The organism is Stenotrophomonas genospecies 3 (assembly GCF_054473855.1).
Genome location: NZ_JBTMUR010000005.1, coordinates 101,193 through 114,560, shown reverse-complemented (window position 1 = coordinate 114,560; position 13,368 = coordinate 101,193). Strand labels below are relative to the sequence as shown.

20 protein-coding genes are annotated in these 13,368 nt (G+C 62.1%); 18 read left to right on the top strand and 2 right to left on the bottom strand.

Translation table 11 applies throughout. The features are described 5' to 3' along the window. Nucleotides 1-23: 23 nt before the first annotated feature. Nucleotides 24-533: a hypothetical protein gene (locus ACX9OT_RS08610; protein WP_139319693.1), complete on the top strand. Its 510-nt coding sequence runs from the start codon at nucleotides 24-26 to the stop codon at nucleotides 531-533. A 46-nt stretch (nucleotides 534-579) separates the two neighbouring features. Here ACX9OT_RS08610 and ACX9OT_RS08605 read toward each other — a convergent pair whose 3' ends face one another. Next, entirely contained in the window at nucleotides 580-939 is a 360-nt protein-coding gene (locus ACX9OT_RS08605; protein ID WP_049462992.1) for a helix-turn-helix domain-containing protein, read from the bottom strand. A gap of 107 nt (nucleotides 940-1,046) precedes the next feature. Here ACX9OT_RS08605 and ACX9OT_RS08600 point away from each other — a divergent pair, with 107 nt between their 5' ends. The 13 genes from ACX9OT_RS08600 to ACX9OT_RS08540 all read left to right on the top strand — a co-directional run bounded on the left by ACX9OT_RS08600 (nucleotide 1,047) and on the right by ACX9OT_RS08540 (nucleotide 9,142). Continuing rightward, nucleotides 1,047-1,910 (top strand): hypothetical protein, encoded by an 864-nt coding sequence (locus ACX9OT_RS08600; RefSeq protein ID WP_049463041.1) that lies wholly within the window; start codon nucleotides 1,047-1,049, stop codon nucleotides 1,908-1,910. Further along, on the top strand, nucleotides 1,907-2,269 hold the full coding sequence (locus ACX9OT_RS08595; protein ID WP_049462993.1) for a hypothetical protein: 363 nt from the start codon (nucleotides 1,907-1,909) through the stop codon (nucleotides 2,267-2,269). Before ACX9OT_RS08600 ends, ACX9OT_RS08595 begins: the two co-directional genes overlap by 4 nt. A gap of 59 nt (nucleotides 2,270-2,328) precedes the next feature. Beyond that, the gene (locus ACX9OT_RS08590; protein WP_099533700.1) at nucleotides 2,329-2,811 is read left to right on the top strand and encodes an ABC transporter permease; all 483 of its coding nucleotides are present in this window, start codon (nucleotides 2,329-2,331) and stop codon (nucleotides 2,809-2,811) included. 291 nt (nucleotides 2,812-3,102) lie between these two features. Then, the gene (locus tag ACX9OT_RS08585; protein ID WP_049462995.1) at nucleotides 3,103-3,501 is read left to right on the top strand and encodes a hypothetical protein; all 399 of its coding nucleotides are present in this window, start codon (nucleotides 3,103-3,105) and stop codon (nucleotides 3,499-3,501) included. A 38-nt stretch (nucleotides 3,502-3,539) separates the two neighbouring features. Further along, nucleotides 3,540-4,325, top strand: a complete 786-nt coding sequence (locus ACX9OT_RS08580; RefSeq protein ID WP_152911157.1) for a hypothetical protein — start codon at nucleotides 3,540-3,542, stop codon at nucleotides 4,323-4,325. A gap of 21 nt (nucleotides 4,326-4,346) precedes the next feature. Then, complete coding sequence (locus tag ACX9OT_RS08575; RefSeq protein ID WP_152911158.1) at nucleotides 4,347-4,706, top strand: hypothetical protein; 360 nt, start codon at nucleotides 4,347-4,349, stop codon at nucleotides 4,704-4,706. Further along, nucleotides 4,699-5,187, top strand: a complete 489-nt coding sequence (locus ACX9OT_RS08570) for an ankyrin repeat domain-containing protein (RefSeq protein WP_139319694.1) — start codon at nucleotides 4,699-4,701, stop codon at nucleotides 5,185-5,187. Before ACX9OT_RS08575 ends, ACX9OT_RS08570 begins: the two co-directional genes overlap by 8 nt. A gap of 243 nt (nucleotides 5,188-5,430) precedes the next feature. Continuing rightward, entirely contained in the window at nucleotides 5,431-5,757 is a 327-nt protein-coding gene (locus ACX9OT_RS08565) for a hypothetical protein (RefSeq protein ID WP_049462999.1), read from the top strand. 161 nt (nucleotides 5,758-5,918) lie between these two features. After that, nucleotides 5,919-6,173, top strand: a complete 255-nt coding sequence (locus ACX9OT_RS08560) for a hypothetical protein (protein WP_049463712.1) — start codon at nucleotides 5,919-5,921, stop codon at nucleotides 6,171-6,173. A 25-nt stretch (nucleotides 6,174-6,198) separates the two neighbouring features. Further along, nucleotides 6,199-6,672, top strand: coding sequence for a hypothetical protein (locus tag ACX9OT_RS08555; RefSeq protein WP_049463000.1), 474 nt, complete (start codon nucleotides 6,199-6,201; stop codon nucleotides 6,670-6,672). Nucleotides 6,673-6,935: 263 nt separating this feature from the next. Next, complete coding sequence (locus tag ACX9OT_RS08550) at nucleotides 6,936-7,376, top strand: DUF6573 family protein (RefSeq protein ID WP_044570520.1); 441 nt, start codon at nucleotides 6,936-6,938, stop codon at nucleotides 7,374-7,376. Nucleotides 7,377-7,466: 90 nt separating this feature from the next. Then, complete coding sequence (locus ACX9OT_RS08545) at nucleotides 7,467-8,384, top strand: hypothetical protein (RefSeq protein WP_049463001.1); 918 nt, start codon at nucleotides 7,467-7,469, stop codon at nucleotides 8,382-8,384. Beyond that, nucleotides 8,381-9,142 carry an AbiU2 domain-containing protein gene (locus ACX9OT_RS08540; RefSeq protein WP_100437638.1) on the top strand — a complete coding sequence of 254 codons (762 nt, stop codon included), beginning with the start codon at nucleotides 8,381-8,383 and terminating at the stop codon, nucleotides 9,140-9,142. The genes ACX9OT_RS08545 and ACX9OT_RS08540 overlap by 4 nt, the downstream gene beginning before the upstream one ends. 162 nt (nucleotides 9,143-9,304) lie before the next feature. Here ACX9OT_RS08540 and ACX9OT_RS08535 read toward each other — a convergent pair whose 3' ends face one another. After that, complete coding sequence (locus ACX9OT_RS08535) at nucleotides 9,305-11,095, bottom strand: type 4 pilus major pilin (protein WP_080356575.1); 1,791 nt, start codon at nucleotides 11,093-11,095, stop codon at nucleotides 9,305-9,307. Between the two features lie 165 nt (nucleotides 11,096-11,260). Between ACX9OT_RS08535 and ACX9OT_RS08530 the strand changes: the two genes are divergently transcribed. The 4 genes from ACX9OT_RS08530 to ACX9OT_RS08515 all read left to right on the top strand — a co-directional run bounded on the left by ACX9OT_RS08530 (nucleotide 11,261) and on the right by ACX9OT_RS08515 (nucleotide 13,220). Further along, nucleotides 11,261-11,434 carry a hypothetical protein gene (locus ACX9OT_RS08530; protein ID WP_156476632.1) on the top strand — a complete coding sequence of 58 codons (174 nt, stop codon included), beginning with the start codon at nucleotides 11,261-11,263 and terminating at the stop codon, nucleotides 11,432-11,434. Continuing rightward, a complete protein-coding gene (locus tag ACX9OT_RS08525; protein WP_049430686.1) occupies nucleotides 11,425-11,889 on the top strand; it encodes a hypothetical protein in 465 nt (154 codons plus the stop codon). The genes ACX9OT_RS08530 and ACX9OT_RS08525 overlap by 10 nt, the downstream gene beginning before the upstream one ends. Before the next feature lie 114 nt (nucleotides 11,890-12,003). Next, nucleotides 12,004-12,600, top strand: a complete 597-nt coding sequence (locus ACX9OT_RS08520; protein WP_049463003.1) for a ParA family protein — start codon at nucleotides 12,004-12,006, stop codon at nucleotides 12,598-12,600. Then, a complete protein-coding gene (locus ACX9OT_RS08515; RefSeq protein WP_049463004.1) occupies nucleotides 12,597-13,220 on the top strand; it encodes a hypothetical protein in 624 nt (207 codons plus the stop codon). The genes ACX9OT_RS08520 and ACX9OT_RS08515 overlap by 4 nt, the downstream gene beginning before the upstream one ends. Nucleotides 13,221-13,368: the final 148 nt, after the last annotated feature.

Here is a 13,368-nt window from a genome sequence, read left to right as displayed (position 1 = left end):
TCCAGTCGAAACGAGGGGCCGCAATGAGTGTGGGAACGGATGTCCGCAGCTTGGAAACAATGGATCAGGAGGAGAAGCTCAGAGAGCTGTTCTCTAATGGACTGAGGTTGGCACGATTCAATTTAGACAGCTTGCCTGCTGAGGTGAAGGACTACGGAGCGGTATGGCTTTCAACCACCGAAGTCGCGCTAGTAGATGAGCGCATGATTGGCGCCTTGATAAGTGCGTTGAACACTCTTCGCGACGAACGCAATCTCCATGCGGCGCTAATTGCCGAACAGGACGCAGTGCTCGTCTTGCAGCGCGATGCGCTGAGAGCCATTGAAAGCTCTTCCCAACGGGACCAAGAAACCGAACGGCCCAGACGCGGTGGTTGGATCACGCGCGTCTTCGGGAAGGCGCGTCGGGCTGGAGATGCGTCACATTCGCTCTCGGGCAGTCTTCGCGAGGCTCTAGATGACCTGCTACCCGGCTGGGCAAAGGGCACCCTGAAGGTGGGCGAGGAAGTCTGGGAAATCTACGGCAAGAAGTAGAGAACAGTCGTCCAATAGTCCTAATCGACCGATCATTTCAGCGGGACTACGTCTTGGTTGTCCGTTCCGAGGGCTCTAAAGATTCCGCGTAGGTTCTCACCCGCGCCAGCAATTCACGCTGGCGTTCGGGTGGGAGCCGGGACACCACCAAGATCACTTCCGCCAGCACGTCGGACGTGGCGTGGAAATAGGCCACCGGGAGGCCCAGTTCTTCGGCCAGGCGTTCCATGGTTGCTTCGTCGGGCATGCGCTCCCCTCTCTCATAGCGAGAAATGCGCGGTGCCGCAGAGTTCTGGTCTTCCAATCCCAAAACTGCCCCAAGATCTGCCTGGCTCAGCCCTCGGGCCAAGCGAGCCTCACGGAGGCGGCGGCCGTAGGTATTGGACACAGGAAGCGGGGCTGGCATCGGTCGGAAGCTGAACGCAAGGATCGGCCCGCCAGTGTGATGCTTCCAAGCATCGCTTGCATTTGCCAAAATGGCAAATATGGATGCACGTCCTACAGGGGGGAAGCATGAAAAAGGTGCTGTGCGTAGCTGGGGCTGTAGCAATCTTTTTTTGGTGCACCGCTGAGCAGGCCCAGGCCGACTCGGATCTGCTTCGCCAGATCGGCCGAGCCATCCAAGGCACGCCGAAGGTGGTCAGCGAGAGGTCGCGGAGCCCTTACCTTGAGCCGCCCGGGACCTACTGGGACCTGGATCAGGAAGGCTTGGAAGGGGTTCAACACCTGCGGGCCGGGGTGACGGCTGTCGGAGGCGGGGGCGTGGACACCTGCGACATGCAGCTGCTCGCCATGGCCCATTCGTCGTATCGCATCGACGCCGACAAGCGCCAATGGTGCCTGAGGCAATGGTGGCTGATGGACACGAAGGCCCAGGGCGCCAACGGCATCTCAGGCGATGATCCGGCTGCCATCGAGCGCCGTTATGGCCCGGCTTTCGACGCGCGCCTGCAGCGCTTCATGGCCATCCGACGGTTTGCCGTTCGTCCCACGTTTCAAGCCCTGGGCGATGTCGCCTACCGAGCCGACCGTGGGGTGCTGGAGGGATTCATCCCCATGCCTCAGGTGTCCGCGGCCGGGCAAAGCGTCACCGGCAAGGGCTTTGTGCCGTGGGTCCACCGCACCGCCGGAGGGGTGTCCAGTCCACCGAACGCCGGCCGCTTCCACCTGCTGGTCCGAATGGACACCCAAGAGGCCGCCAATCTCGCACGACAAGGTCGCAGCTACCGAGACGATCTGGTGGTGTTCTCCGTGAACCGGGTCTGGGTGGAGGGCACGGCGCCAAAAATGGACGTGACGATAGAGAGGGTTCGGCTCGGATACCGCGACGAAACCATCGACGTTGATTTGACCCATACGCAAGGAGCTCCTGCATGAAAGCATCCCTCGTTTCCCTCGCCCTGATCACCGCTGGGTTGGCTGCTTGCAGCAGCAAGGCGGATTTGCCCACCGTTGAACAAGTTGCCCATGCTTACGAGGCGCATACGAATGCCAACCTCTCCAGAGAAATGGGCCAACGAATCGAGGTCCGGGGGTGGAAAGACCTCACCGCGGATTGCACCTCAAGTGGTCCTCAGCGGGCCACGTGCGTGACCGGTGGGACGTTGGACGTGGTCGGGTTCCAGGGCGGCCAGCAGTTGAAACCCGATCCCGTTCCCGTGCCGCCGGCCTACGACTTCGTCTTTGAGAAGCAACCCACCGGCTGGGTGCCGGCCGGAGCCCAGAAGAAGGGCTGACCTTGCCAAGGGGCGGAATCGCGCTATGCATTGAGGAAACACCACTTCAAGGAGGTCCCATGTCTTACAACGCTCACCACACCCCCGGCGGTCACATGCAGTGGGGCTTGTTGGCCCCCGCCACTGTGATCCTTGGGGGAGCGGGCTTGCTGTTTCTTGCCGGGGCCCAAGAGATCGGCCAGAACGTGGGCTACGGCTGGCAGGCCGGCCTGGCAGTCGCTGGTGGGGCAGCCGTGCTGCTCCTGCTGGCCTTGCTCTACGTGTTGAACTGGCGCGCGGCCCGTGTGCGCGCGGCAAGGGCCAGCGGGCTCCCGGTTTCGCCGCGCAAAGGTGGCTTTGGAAAGGGAGCCTTGGTGGGCTTGCTCTTCGTCATTGCCCTGCAGCTGGCCAGCGTTGCTGTGGGCCTGCTCTACCCGGGCTTGGAAGAGGGCGAGCGAAACTTCTTCACCTCCGTGCCCCCGATGGCTCTGACGGCGCTCATGCCGGTGGCCCTCATCGTCGGTGGCATCGCAGGCAAGCTTTGGCGCTCCACCAGCCTGTAAGATCAATCCATGTCCTTTGGGGCCCCCGCGAGGGGGCCTTTTTTTGTGCCAAGAAAAGCTCAGTGCCGCCACCGGTCGCTTCGCGCCGGCTTCTGTAAAAGCGGGGGTAGGAAAAGAGCGGATGACGCCTTCGGCGCGATAAGTGATGTTAGGAAAAGCTGCGGCCTTAGCTCCGCAGTTTTTGATTTTAGTCAATATTTTGTCCACCAGAACCGTGGACAAATTTTCAGGGCGATCTACCTTGGATACATGGGAAGGCAATAGTGCCAACCGACAAACAAGGATCTCGCCATGAACCACACGATGCTCATCACAAACGACACCATCACCGTCAAGGAAGCTCACGAAGCTGCGCATGCCGCTGCCAGCACTTTGTTTGACCAGTTGTCTGGGTATACCTATTCGACCGGCGCGGCGGGCTATCCCGCGTTCCAGTCTTCCGCTGAAGACGCATTGCTGGCTTTCCTGCTGAACCGCAATTGGGCAGAGCTGGGACGCGAAGACGACGAGCTGCTGGCTGAGCAAACCGTCTCTGTCAATGTGCAGCGTCAAGAGGACGGGGAGCTCCTCTATGAAGTGGGGTTCGACACCGAAGGGTCGGATTACGGCACCAATTGCAAGGTCAAAGACCTAGCGACGCTGAACGAATGGTTCGATGAAGAATGGATCGACGTGGAGCGCGCGGAGTGAGACGTGCTGACAAAAGACTACTCGCGTAAGAACAACCAATGTCCTTTAAGGCCCCCGCCAGGGGGCCTTTTTTTGTGCAGAAAAAAGCCCAGAGTTACTGCCGGTCGCTTCGCGCCGGCTTCTGTAAAAGCGGGGGTGGGAAAGGAGCAGGTGACGCCTTCGGCGCGAGAAGTGATGTTAGGAAAAAGTGCGGCCTCAGTGTCGCAGTTTTTGCTTTTAGTCAAGATTTTGTCCGCTACAGTCGTGGACAAAACTCCAGTGCGATCTACCTTGAATTTGTGGATGGGCAATCGCGCCTTCCGAAAACCACCAAGGAAATCGACATGAAAATTCATCACCTCGTCAGCGACGGAAACCAAGCGGTCGCCATCACGCAATCGGCATCGAGTGGTGGTGGTTACGCGCACCCGGTGAAGCTCTCCGCCATTCGCTTCAACGTGCAAGACGCTGAAGCGGCGCTTGGCGAGCTCAATAAGTTTGGCCACCGTCACGAGAAGGCGTTCGAAGTGATCGAGCGTTGGGACGTCGATGCTCGCAACCAAGGGCCAAAGTCAAAGTTCGGTCGAACTCTTGCCGCCCTTGTGGACGAAGCGCAGGGCCACTTGAAGGGGCCGGTGGTCTACGAAGCCAAAAGCATGCAGGAGGACACCGCGCGTGCGCTCAACGCCGCAGCCAAGCAAGCCAGGCTTTCGCAGGTCCTTCCTGCTGCAGGTGGCCCGGGCATGATCATCGGTGGGCAGGTGTGGAACCCGCGCCAAGAGGCGCAGAGCCAAGCTCCAGCTCCGGCGGCCCTGGAACCTCTCCGTCAGCGCGTGCGTCTGTGACCGCCGTCCAAGGAAAGAGAAGTGCTTAAATCCGTTCCTTCCCCAGACTTGGCTACCCTTCCGTCCTCCCGGGGCTACTCCCGTGATTTGGAGCGCTTGCAGGCGGCCGCGGCACGCGCGCAGGTCACCCTAAACGAAGCTGTGCGCCAAGTGCTCGCCATTTATGCCGCCCACCCTTACGCACTGAGCAAGCGTCGTCTGGGTGGGGAGCGGGACGTGCGTCTGGCCTACCTTCCGCTGCAGCGCAGCGTTCTGGAGGCAGTGGAGCAGGGCGCGGTGAATGCGCGCATTTCCACCGCGGAGGCGGTGCGCCAGATCATCCGTGACTACGTCGAAGGACAACTGCTACGGAACCACGTTCGGGGCAGCCGCCATGGCTGACCGCCGCCCACCACCGCCTGGAAGTCTGAGCGCCGAGCTGATTCACGCGTGCGTCGATGGAAGTCTTTTCCGCGCTCTACAGGCCCTGCGGCAGGGCGCCAACCCCAACGCGTGGCGCCTCAACGAAGGTCCTGCGCTCCATTCCGCACTTGCCTGGCCCCGCATCGTCGAAGCCCTCCTGCAAGCTGGTGCGCACCCTCAAGAGAGGAACCACTGGTGCGAGCGCCCGCTGGAAAAGCTTGCGGCTGACTACCAGTTGAGCGACGACGCCGACGAGCGCAGCCGACTTGAGCAGACGGCGTTGCTGCTGTTGCGGCTGGGCGGCAACCCTCACCGGGGCAGTCCGTTCTGGAACACGCCATCGCTGAAGGCGGCGATGCCGCACGTGGTGGCCACGGTGGTAGCCGAACGACGCGCGGTCCACCTGGAGCAGGCATGGGCAGTCCGGGGAAGCGTCAGTGCAAAGCGGGCAAGGCTGTAGAGCCGACGCCCCAACGCCGCCACCGGTCGCTGCGCGCCGGTTTCTGTAGAAGCAGCGGTGGAAAAGAGCAAGTGACGCCTTCGGCGCGACAAGTGATGTTAGGAAAAACTGCGGCCTTAGCTCCGCAGTTTTTACTTTTAGTCAAGATTTTGTCCACTAAGGCCGTGGACAAATTTCCACGGTGATCTACTTTGAATTCATAGGGAGGCAATAGCGCCGACCAACAATCAAAGGGGTTTGTAAATGAGCACCAAGACCTACACCTACGCCGAAGCAATCCGGGTTGCCCGCAAAGAAGGCGTCGTCAAGCTGGAGGAAGGCGTCTATCTGCGTTCCCGGAAATCGATCCTTTCCAACACTTACGATTACTGCCCCTACAGCGGTTCATACGGAACCGATCTCTACGATTACAAGAACGAGTTTGTGGACTTCAGGCAGGCTCCGTTCTGGATCACTACCGACTACCGCCCGGGCCCTTACGTCTGTGAGGTCCAGCCCGTCTTCGAAGAAAACGACCTGTTTTACGTTTTCGAATTGCTCGCATACTGCGAGCTCGCAGAAAGCGAGTAAAGCCACAACGCTTTTCCCGCCGACTTAAACTGGAACCGCCGACATGACCCTTTCTCTTCTCGCCATCGCTGCCCCCATCGCCCTTCCGTTTAGCGTCTGGTTGGCCCAGCGCCTTGAACGCTACGTCGATCGTGCCCTTTGGGCGCACTGAGGGAAACACCATGACCACGCGTGCCGCCCGCCACCGCTATTACGCATACGAGCGCCGCGATGGCTCTGTGTGTTACCTGCCAAAGCTGTTGCACGAGGGGATTCAGCGCTACCCACGAACGATTGCGCACTACCACCTGGTGCATTGGCTGGGAGTGTCCAAGTTGCTCAGCAAAGACGAATACAAGCAAATGGCGTGGCTGGGTTCACAGCGGGGCACGCTCCGAAACACACATGATTCAACGCAGGCTCGTCTCACCGGCTGACACCCAGGCAGGGCAAAATGGTTTCATGACGCACGCCGCCGCTCCATCCACCCTTCAAGCCCCGGCCTACGGCCTGCTGCTCGGTCACACCGAGTGCCATTTCTGCCACGCGCCGACGCCCACCGCCGCGATCTGGGTGCCCTCGTTCGAGGAGCACGACGACGAGGGCCTGGTGGATCAGGGGGAGGGTGGCGTGCTGCGCTACATCGAGCGTTTGGACAAGAAAACTGCCGCTTTCGTGGCGGGCCACGCGCCCTGGCTTCGCTTCGCCGCCACCCTGACGTCAGGGCAAACCTACCTGGCCCATCACTGCACCACCTGTGGGGCCCTTCAAGGGGACCACTTCGTGTTCTCGCCGGATGGTCCTTACTGGCCCCAGAGCGACGTCGAGCTTGCACGGCTGACGTTTGTCCAGGGCCTTGGCCCGCTCACCGCCCAAGCATCGGCAGGGCAGAGCACCTGGATGGACCGGGTCCCTCTGGTCTGCGCCCAGGCCTGACGGTATTCCCAAGTTCAACGCCGAATCGGTGTGCCGCTCGCGGCACGCCATTCAAGCCCCATGCGCTGCGCGCGGCCCCAACGCCCGGCTTCTCCGGTCAAGGGCCATTCCAAGGCCCGTGTCCTCGCTTCGCTGCGGGCCGCGCCAGCCCTTCCATTTCCTCCCTTGACCGCGCCGAGCGGTGGGGCGGTGGGTTTCCCATTCCAAGACATCCGCACCGGATGCCCTGGACCGGGCCATTACTCACCAAGCGAGGAAACAACATGTTCGAGCCTTCCGACCTCATCCATTCCTACACCCGCGCCCAGGCGATCGAGGACGGCGTCTTGGTGGACGTGTCCGACGTGGCCAAAGAAGCCGGTTTCAAGTTGCCCGTGGCCATCACCCGCGCTGCGTGGGCACGCTACGTGGAAGTGCCCGCGGGACTGGAGGTGCGCGGCCAGTCGGTGGACGGCCGGCTCTGGGATGTGCTTTTCATGCTCCACGTCGCCATCAAGCGGCATCAGGGCAACGGTTCGGAGATCCACTACCAGCTCCACGTGGCTCTGTCCGATGCCGGCGACTGGTTGTCAAACGAAGCCCACCCGGAGGCCGGGTCTGGCCTGACGCGGTCGACCCATCGCCTTGTCACCTTGAAAGCACTGTGTGGGCCCGGGGACGCCCTGGAGCCGGTGGTCACCATCATGCTGCCCAACGAGGATTGAGAAAGGGAGAGGGGCGGGACACCGGCCCTCATCGTTTTCCCGTGCTGGTCCCGCCGCTACCATGGCGAGACGACAAGGGAGGAGTAGGGGATGGAAAAGTTCGATTGGTCGAAGGTGGAGTTTGCACGCACACCCTGGCGGAGCCGGGTTATCCCGGATGCGCTGCCCATCCTCATCCGGTGGGCGCAGGAGGGCGAAGCTCATTCCTACAGCGACCTGGCCCAAGAGCTGCACGACACCTTCGGACACGAGATCAAACCCCGCAAAGACCTCTACGGCACCGTCGCCGGGGGAGTGGCCCAGGCCCTGCAGTGGCTCAGCAAGCGGTGGAAGGAGCCCATCCCGCCCCTCCATGCAATCGTCGTCAACAAGAACACGAAACACCCTGGCGAGGGTGCCATAACGATTTCGCCGGCCTACTTCGCGGGCAAGAAGTTGGACACCGAGGAAGAGCGCCGCGCGCACTTGCGAGAGGCGATGGAAGACGTTTTCACCTATCCCAATTGGGACCAGGTCGCCCGCGCTCTGGGAGCCACCATGCTGACCCCGTCCGCTGGGGCGGTTGAAGAGGTGGCAGCGGATGCGCCTCTTCCCCTTCCTAAAGTCCAGGAGGGTGGCAGGCCAGAAAGCGATGAGCACAAAGCGTTGAAGGCGTGGGTGGCCAGCCATCCCGAAGAGTTCATGGATTACGGCGACTTCACCACGGGCACGAACGAGAAGCTCTTGAGCTCCGGCGATCGGTTGGATGCCCACTTCGACAACGGCAGGCACCGTCTAGCCGTTGAGGTGAAGACCAGCCGGTGCAGCGAAGACGAACTCCAGCGAGGCGTCTATCAAGCGGTGAAATACCGCGCCGTTCTCCGGGCCGAGCAGAAGGCGATCCGTCACGTGCCCAACGGGGAGGCGGTGCTGGTATGCACGCGCGCTCCGAACACGGAAACTCGAGCACTCATCAAACGCCTGCAGGTGCGGTTCCAGCAAGTGCCGCTGGAGGCGGAGCAAGAATGAAGCCTGAGGAACTGGAGCAACGTATTCGCCAAATCGATGGATTCGTTCGGGTCCTCACGCAGGAGTGCCACATCCTCGACGAGCGCCGGCACATTTTGTCCCCGCTCATTCAAGACCCCGAGATCCAAGCGGGGCTGAAAGCCAAGCTGGACAAGACGCCGGGTGCCAATGCTTGGAACCACCTGGCGCCGCTTCTTGGACAAGACCTGGTGCGCGATCAGTCACGGCTTTTTCTGGATAACGATTCGCGGTCCGGTAGCCTGACCAACCTCTGGCGAAAGCTTCAAGCAGATCCCGCGATCAAGGAGCACTACCGGGAGCGCTACGGTCGCATCTTCGATCACTTCCACGACGAACCGATCAGTGACCTGCCGCCCGAAAGCTCGGCTGTTTTCCAGGAGAAGTTCAGACAGAGCGATCGGGACGAGAACTACTCGCGCTTCGATAGCGGTTGGGAAAAGGTCTCCAATGAAATGGTGATACTTTCGGCTGATCCCGTGGCAGCGAAAATCAAGACCCTCCGGGACAAGCACCACGCCCACCTGGAAATGCGCAAGCTGGACGAGGAGCCTGGCGCGTTTGACATCAACACGCTTGGGTTGACCTTCAATGAGTTCCTGGCTTTTGGCGATCGTTGCCAAGCCACCGTGGCAGAGCTGGGACTGCTGCTGACCGGGACCAGCTGGGATCCACAGCAATACGCATCGGTTCACGAAGCCCAGGGCAAGGCGATGTGGAAAACCTTGGCTGGGGTTTGACTTCGAGGCACAACAGCGAAGAGCCCAGAAGCCGCCGCAGGTGGTCAAGCCACCTGCCTTCTGAAAAGCACGCTCGGTGCGAGGGCATTGCCTCCGGTCGGTTTTGGAAATCCGAAGCTTTGCCACTTCGAACGTGAGGGATGCCCCCCGCCTTCTTTGCCGTCAGGGGCACTTGAATTCAAAGCCCACCCAGTCGCTCGCTCCCAGGTCTTGCCAGTAGAATCGCGCGCCTGGACCCACGACGCTGCACGAGCAAGCCGCAGGCCAAACCGCGGTGCCAGGGTGGTTGACGAAGCCGTAACCTGGCATCGGAGTTAAGTTGGCGCGCAGCGCGTAGACACAGGCTTCCAAAGCCGGTGTTGGGCGGGTCACGCCAGGTGGCTCTGGCGTAAACGTGGGGGTGTCGTTCGTTTCGTATTGCCAAGTGCAGGCCAACGAGGTGGCTTGAAGCTCGGCCAGGGTCCGGGGAGCGTCGCAGAAGATCGCCCAGCCGTAGTGCCCTCCGTCTCCCCACGAATGCCAAGATCGCCCGGTGTATTCAGGAAACGTCGGAGGTGGTGCGTTGGGGGTGCATGTATTGGCCTCGTTGCGACGAACCCCAGTCGCCGCCCAATTTGTCCAAGTGGTGAACGTCGGGCTGGGCAGCGACCACGTGGTGGCCGGGCAGCTGTATGTCCCAGTCCTCGTCCGCCGCTGCTCGGCCTGCCACGTGTGCGATCCACTCTGGCCCGCCGGGCAAGCGGCCGCCGTGGTGATCCACTGGGTTTCCGTTTGTGGGAAAGGCGTTGGGCAAGCCGTGCAGGTGGTATTGGTCTGGGTCCACGCGTTCCACGAACCGGTGCCCGTGCACGCGAAGGTCCGCTGCTGGCCGATCGCGCCAAACTGACCGGCAGGGCATCCCACGATGCGCGTCTCGGGAGCCGGGCACGGTGCGCAGGTGCTGCTGGTCGTGGTCCAACTGCCGGCCGTCGTGAATCCCGCCCACGCTTCGTAAACGTTTGGGTCGGTTCCGCAGTGATGACGGCGGTTCTGGAACACCTGGCCCACCTGGCCTGAGGGGCAGGCGATCGGCCGGTTCTCGCTCCACTCCTGGCACGGCGGCACCGTGCTTGTTGGCGGTGGCGGCGTGACCGGCGGTGAAGTGGGCGGAGCCGGAGGCGTCACGCTCACCGGGGGAGCGGGCGGCGTGACCGGTGGGGGCGTCGTGGGCGGAACGCTGGGCGGCGGCGCGGTTGGGGGCGACACCGGCGTGGAAGGTGGCACCGGTCCCACAGGCCCCACCGGGGTTCCCACGGGCGGAGAAACGGGTGGGGTGACCGAGGGCGTGGCGGGCGGCAACACCAGCGGCGCCCCGGTCCATTCGCCCCCCAGCAATCCGCTGTGGTAGACGAAGACCACGCGCGATTTGTCAGCGCAGGTGCGGCCCAGCAATCCCACGTCGAGCTGGCCGCCGGTGTTTCGAATCACCGACACGTCCGATACCTGAGCGTCCCACACCCCGCCCGCGTTGGCCGCGACTAGGTCCACGCACGCTTGACGAGGAAGGCCGGCGTAGCTCACGGAAAACGAATCACCGAAGCGATCGACCGTGTAGGGCTGGACGTTTACCGCCCCGCCCCACGCGTTGGTCAAGACGCTTTCCCCGATGCCGAGTTGGGATTCGGGGGCCAGGCCATCGACCACCACGGCGGTGGTGCTCACCCCGCGGAACGTTCCCACCACCCCAAAACTGTTTTCGATACGACGGGACAGCTCGCGCAGGTTGCGCGTCTCGCTGCCCACCTTGGCCTTTGCATCGACCTGGCCAAAGAACAGGAACATCGCGCCCGTGGCGGCGGTCACGGCCCCGAGCGCAAGCAAGGCCTCGGTGAGGGTGAAGCCCAGCGCGCTGCGCACGCCCTTGGAAAGGCGGGTGAGGGTGGGCGAACAACGGGGGCGGGTTGTGTGCGTCATGCACTCAGCATGCGATGCACCTGGGATTCCGCAAGCCCCTGTTTTTAGTCAAAAAAAGATCGATTTTTCATCTTGACATTGCTCGGCGATCTGGTTGCATGAGGTCAAGTGAGTGGGGCGACCTACTCACGAACGTAGCTCCAAACAACCCAAGAGACCGCCACCATGATTGAAAGCCCCGCCAACTTGTCCCGCCTTATTGCTGGCCTTCCTTTCGCGCACATCCCTCCCACGGTTCCCGCGTTCCTGCCCGAAGGCAAGCTTCGCCGGCAAGCCCGCCTGGCGCGCGAGCAACGCCACTTCGAGCGCCAGCTGCGCAAGGAGCTGAAATGGAAATGACCACAGACCGGCGTGCTCAACGGCTTCTGGATGCCATCGAGCACCGCAACCCACAGGCTTTGAAGAGAACCATTGCGGCCATCCGCGAGGCACGTCTGAAGGCGTGGAGGGGCCTGACGGCTTTCCCGTCCTTGGACCACCCGGTGGGGCCCAACGGAATCACCGCTTTCCACGTCGCTTGCATGGCGTGGCACGTGAACCAGGATGACCCGGCCAAGCGACAGTGCTACGACAAGATGGCTGGAATGCTGGCTGAAGCCGGAGCGGACGTGTTCGCGGAGTTCGGTCCGGCAAAACAACGCTGGACGATCATCGAAGCACTGCATGGCGCTGCGCCACCGTCTGTCAAAGCATGGATGGCCTCTCAGCCGTTCGATCTGCATTGCTCGGCGTCAAACACCGCCCACACGCTGCGGTGGGACTGCCGTCGTCCAGCCGCCTTGTCGGAAGGATAGAAAATAATCCAAGGGCTGAACGGCCCGAAAGGGTTGCAAAAACATGCACTTGCGCTATGGCAGCGTCGGGGTAGATTCGATAGGAACCCCTATCTACTCACGAAAGGATGTCCTATGCGACTGTGCAACTTCTCACTCAAGGGTGGCGTCGGCCGCACGACGCTGGCCCTGAATCTAGCCGGGTGCTATGCCCGTGACCCCAGCCTGCGTGTGCTGGTCAATGACCGGGACCCCCAAGGCGGGGCCTGCGCGTTTGCCTCACTGTCGGACGAAACACCGTTCAGTGTCGGGCGATCGCGCTCCCCTGGCTTCGACGTGGAGATCACCGACACCCCGCCGCGTCTGCCGGACAACGAGGTGATTCCCGAGGCGGACCTCTACCTGGTGCCGACGTTGCTCGACGGGGCCAGCTTCCTCATCTTCCTGCGAACCGTGGATGTTCTTGAAAAGAAGGGAAAGCGTTACCTGCCCATCGCCAACCGGGCCAACGAGAGGCGGGCAGCCCATCGACGTCGCCTGGAGCACCCCAAGATGTCGGGCGCCATGCTGGTGCGGGATCGTGCGTTGTTTGCGGACTGCTACGAGGAGGGAAAGACCGTGTTCGACGCCAACGGCCGCTGGGCCCGGGTGGCCCAGGAGGAGATCCACGCCTTGGCGGTCCGGGTGCGCGACATCCTGGCTGCTGGTGCAGGCCGGAGGGCTGCGGCATGATGGAGCTTCCCTTGGTTTCCCTCCCAGATCCACTCATGGCCACTCGCAAAGCTCCTGCCAAGAAGGCTGCCACCAAGAAGGCCGCGGCGAAGAAGGCGGCCAAGCGCACGTTGGACGACGTCAAGGACGTGACCCATGCCAAGCCCCGCCGGGCCAGCAAAGCAGACAGCCTGCCTGTTGCCCACATCCCGGAGCATTTGTTGCTGGGGCCGGGCGACTACCCGGAGCGCAAGTCCTACTTTGACTACGACGACAGCCAGAAGGCGGGCAGCGTCGGAGGAAAGCGGGTTCACATGGTCATGCCCCGATCGGTCACCCTCCATGACTACCGCCGTCGGGAGGACGGGCTGCGCCACCACCGGGCCATGGTGACCATCCCGCCAAAACTCCGCGAGAACATCGCCAAGCTGTTTGGCTTCGACGATTCGGAAGGCGCCGGCAGTGAAGTCGCGTTGACGACCGCCATGGTGGCGTTGGCCGACTACGCCGCGGCGTCGCTCATCCAGGATAAGACGCTGTTGATCGTGAGCTCGCCCGAGGACGAACACGCGGAGGACCGCAAGGCCGCCAGGGTGGCGGTGCGGAATCTGGGGATGAGCAAGAACGGAAAGATCTACTGACCCTCACAAACAGGGGAACGAAGAAAGCGGCCATAGCCGCTTTCTTGTAGCTGTGGATCAGCCCGTGGGCAGAGCAAAAGCAGCTAAAAAAGCGTCCCCTGGCGGGAGCAGGCATACGCCTACGGCGCGGAGAACCGTTGATTGAACT

Excerpts from the sequence above, each read along its gene's own strand:
- ACX9OT_RS08610 (WP_139319693.1), top strand. The coding sequence starts at position 24 with ATGAGTGTGGGAACGGATGTCCGCAGCTTGGAAACAATGGATCAGGAG.
- ACX9OT_RS08605 (WP_049462992.1), bottom strand. The coding sequence starts at position 939 with ATGCCAGCCCCGCTTCCTGTGTCCAATACCTACGGCCGCCGCCTCCGT.
- ACX9OT_RS08600 (WP_049463041.1), top strand. The coding sequence starts at position 1,047 with ATGAAAAAGGTGCTGTGCGTAGCTGGGGCTGTAGCAATCTTTTTTTGG.
- ACX9OT_RS08595 (WP_049462993.1), top strand. The coding sequence starts at position 1,907 with ATGAAAGCATCCCTCGTTTCCCTCGCCCTGATCACCGCTGGGTTGGCT.
- ACX9OT_RS08590 (WP_099533700.1), top strand. The coding sequence starts at position 2,329 with ATGTCTTACAACGCTCACCACACCCCCGGCGGTCACATGCAGTGGGGC.
- ACX9OT_RS08585 (WP_049462995.1), top strand. The coding sequence starts at position 3,103 with ATGAACCACACGATGCTCATCACAAACGACACCATCACCGTCAAGGAA.
- ACX9OT_RS08580 (WP_152911157.1), top strand. The coding sequence starts at position 3,540 with ATGTCCTTTAAGGCCCCCGCCAGGGGGCCTTTTTTTGTGCAGAAAAAA.
- ACX9OT_RS08570 (WP_139319694.1), top strand. The coding sequence starts at position 4,699 with ATGGCTGACCGCCGCCCACCACCGCCTGGAAGTCTGAGCGCCGAGCTG.
- ACX9OT_RS08565 (WP_049462999.1), top strand. The coding sequence starts at position 5,431 with ATGAGCACCAAGACCTACACCTACGCCGAAGCAATCCGGGTTGCCCGC.
- ACX9OT_RS08560 (WP_049463712.1), top strand. The coding sequence starts at position 5,919 with ATGACCACGCGTGCCGCCCGCCACCGCTATTACGCATACGAGCGCCGC.
- ACX9OT_RS08555 (WP_049463000.1), top strand. The coding sequence starts at position 6,199 with ATGACGCACGCCGCCGCTCCATCCACCCTTCAAGCCCCGGCCTACGGC.
- ACX9OT_RS08550 (WP_044570520.1), top strand. The coding sequence starts at position 6,936 with ATGTTCGAGCCTTCCGACCTCATCCATTCCTACACCCGCGCCCAGGCG.
- ACX9OT_RS08545 (WP_049463001.1), top strand. The coding sequence starts at position 7,467 with ATGGAAAAGTTCGATTGGTCGAAGGTGGAGTTTGCACGCACACCCTGG.
- ACX9OT_RS08540 (WP_100437638.1), top strand. The coding sequence starts at position 8,381 with ATGAAGCCTGAGGAACTGGAGCAACGTATTCGCCAAATCGATGGATTC.
- ACX9OT_RS08535 (WP_080356575.1), bottom strand. The coding sequence starts at position 11,095 with ATGACGCACACAACCCGCCCCCGTTGTTCGCCCACCCTCACCCGCCTT.
- ACX9OT_RS08530 (WP_156476632.1), top strand. The coding sequence starts at position 11,261 with ATGATTGAAAGCCCCGCCAACTTGTCCCGCCTTATTGCTGGCCTTCCT.
- ACX9OT_RS08525 (WP_049430686.1), top strand. The coding sequence starts at position 11,425 with ATGGAAATGACCACAGACCGGCGTGCTCAACGGCTTCTGGATGCCATC.
- ACX9OT_RS08520 (WP_049463003.1), top strand. The coding sequence starts at position 12,004 with ATGCGACTGTGCAACTTCTCACTCAAGGGTGGCGTCGGCCGCACGACG.
- ACX9OT_RS08515 (WP_049463004.1), top strand. The coding sequence starts at position 12,597 with ATGATGGAGCTTCCCTTGGTTTCCCTCCCAGATCCACTCATGGCCACT.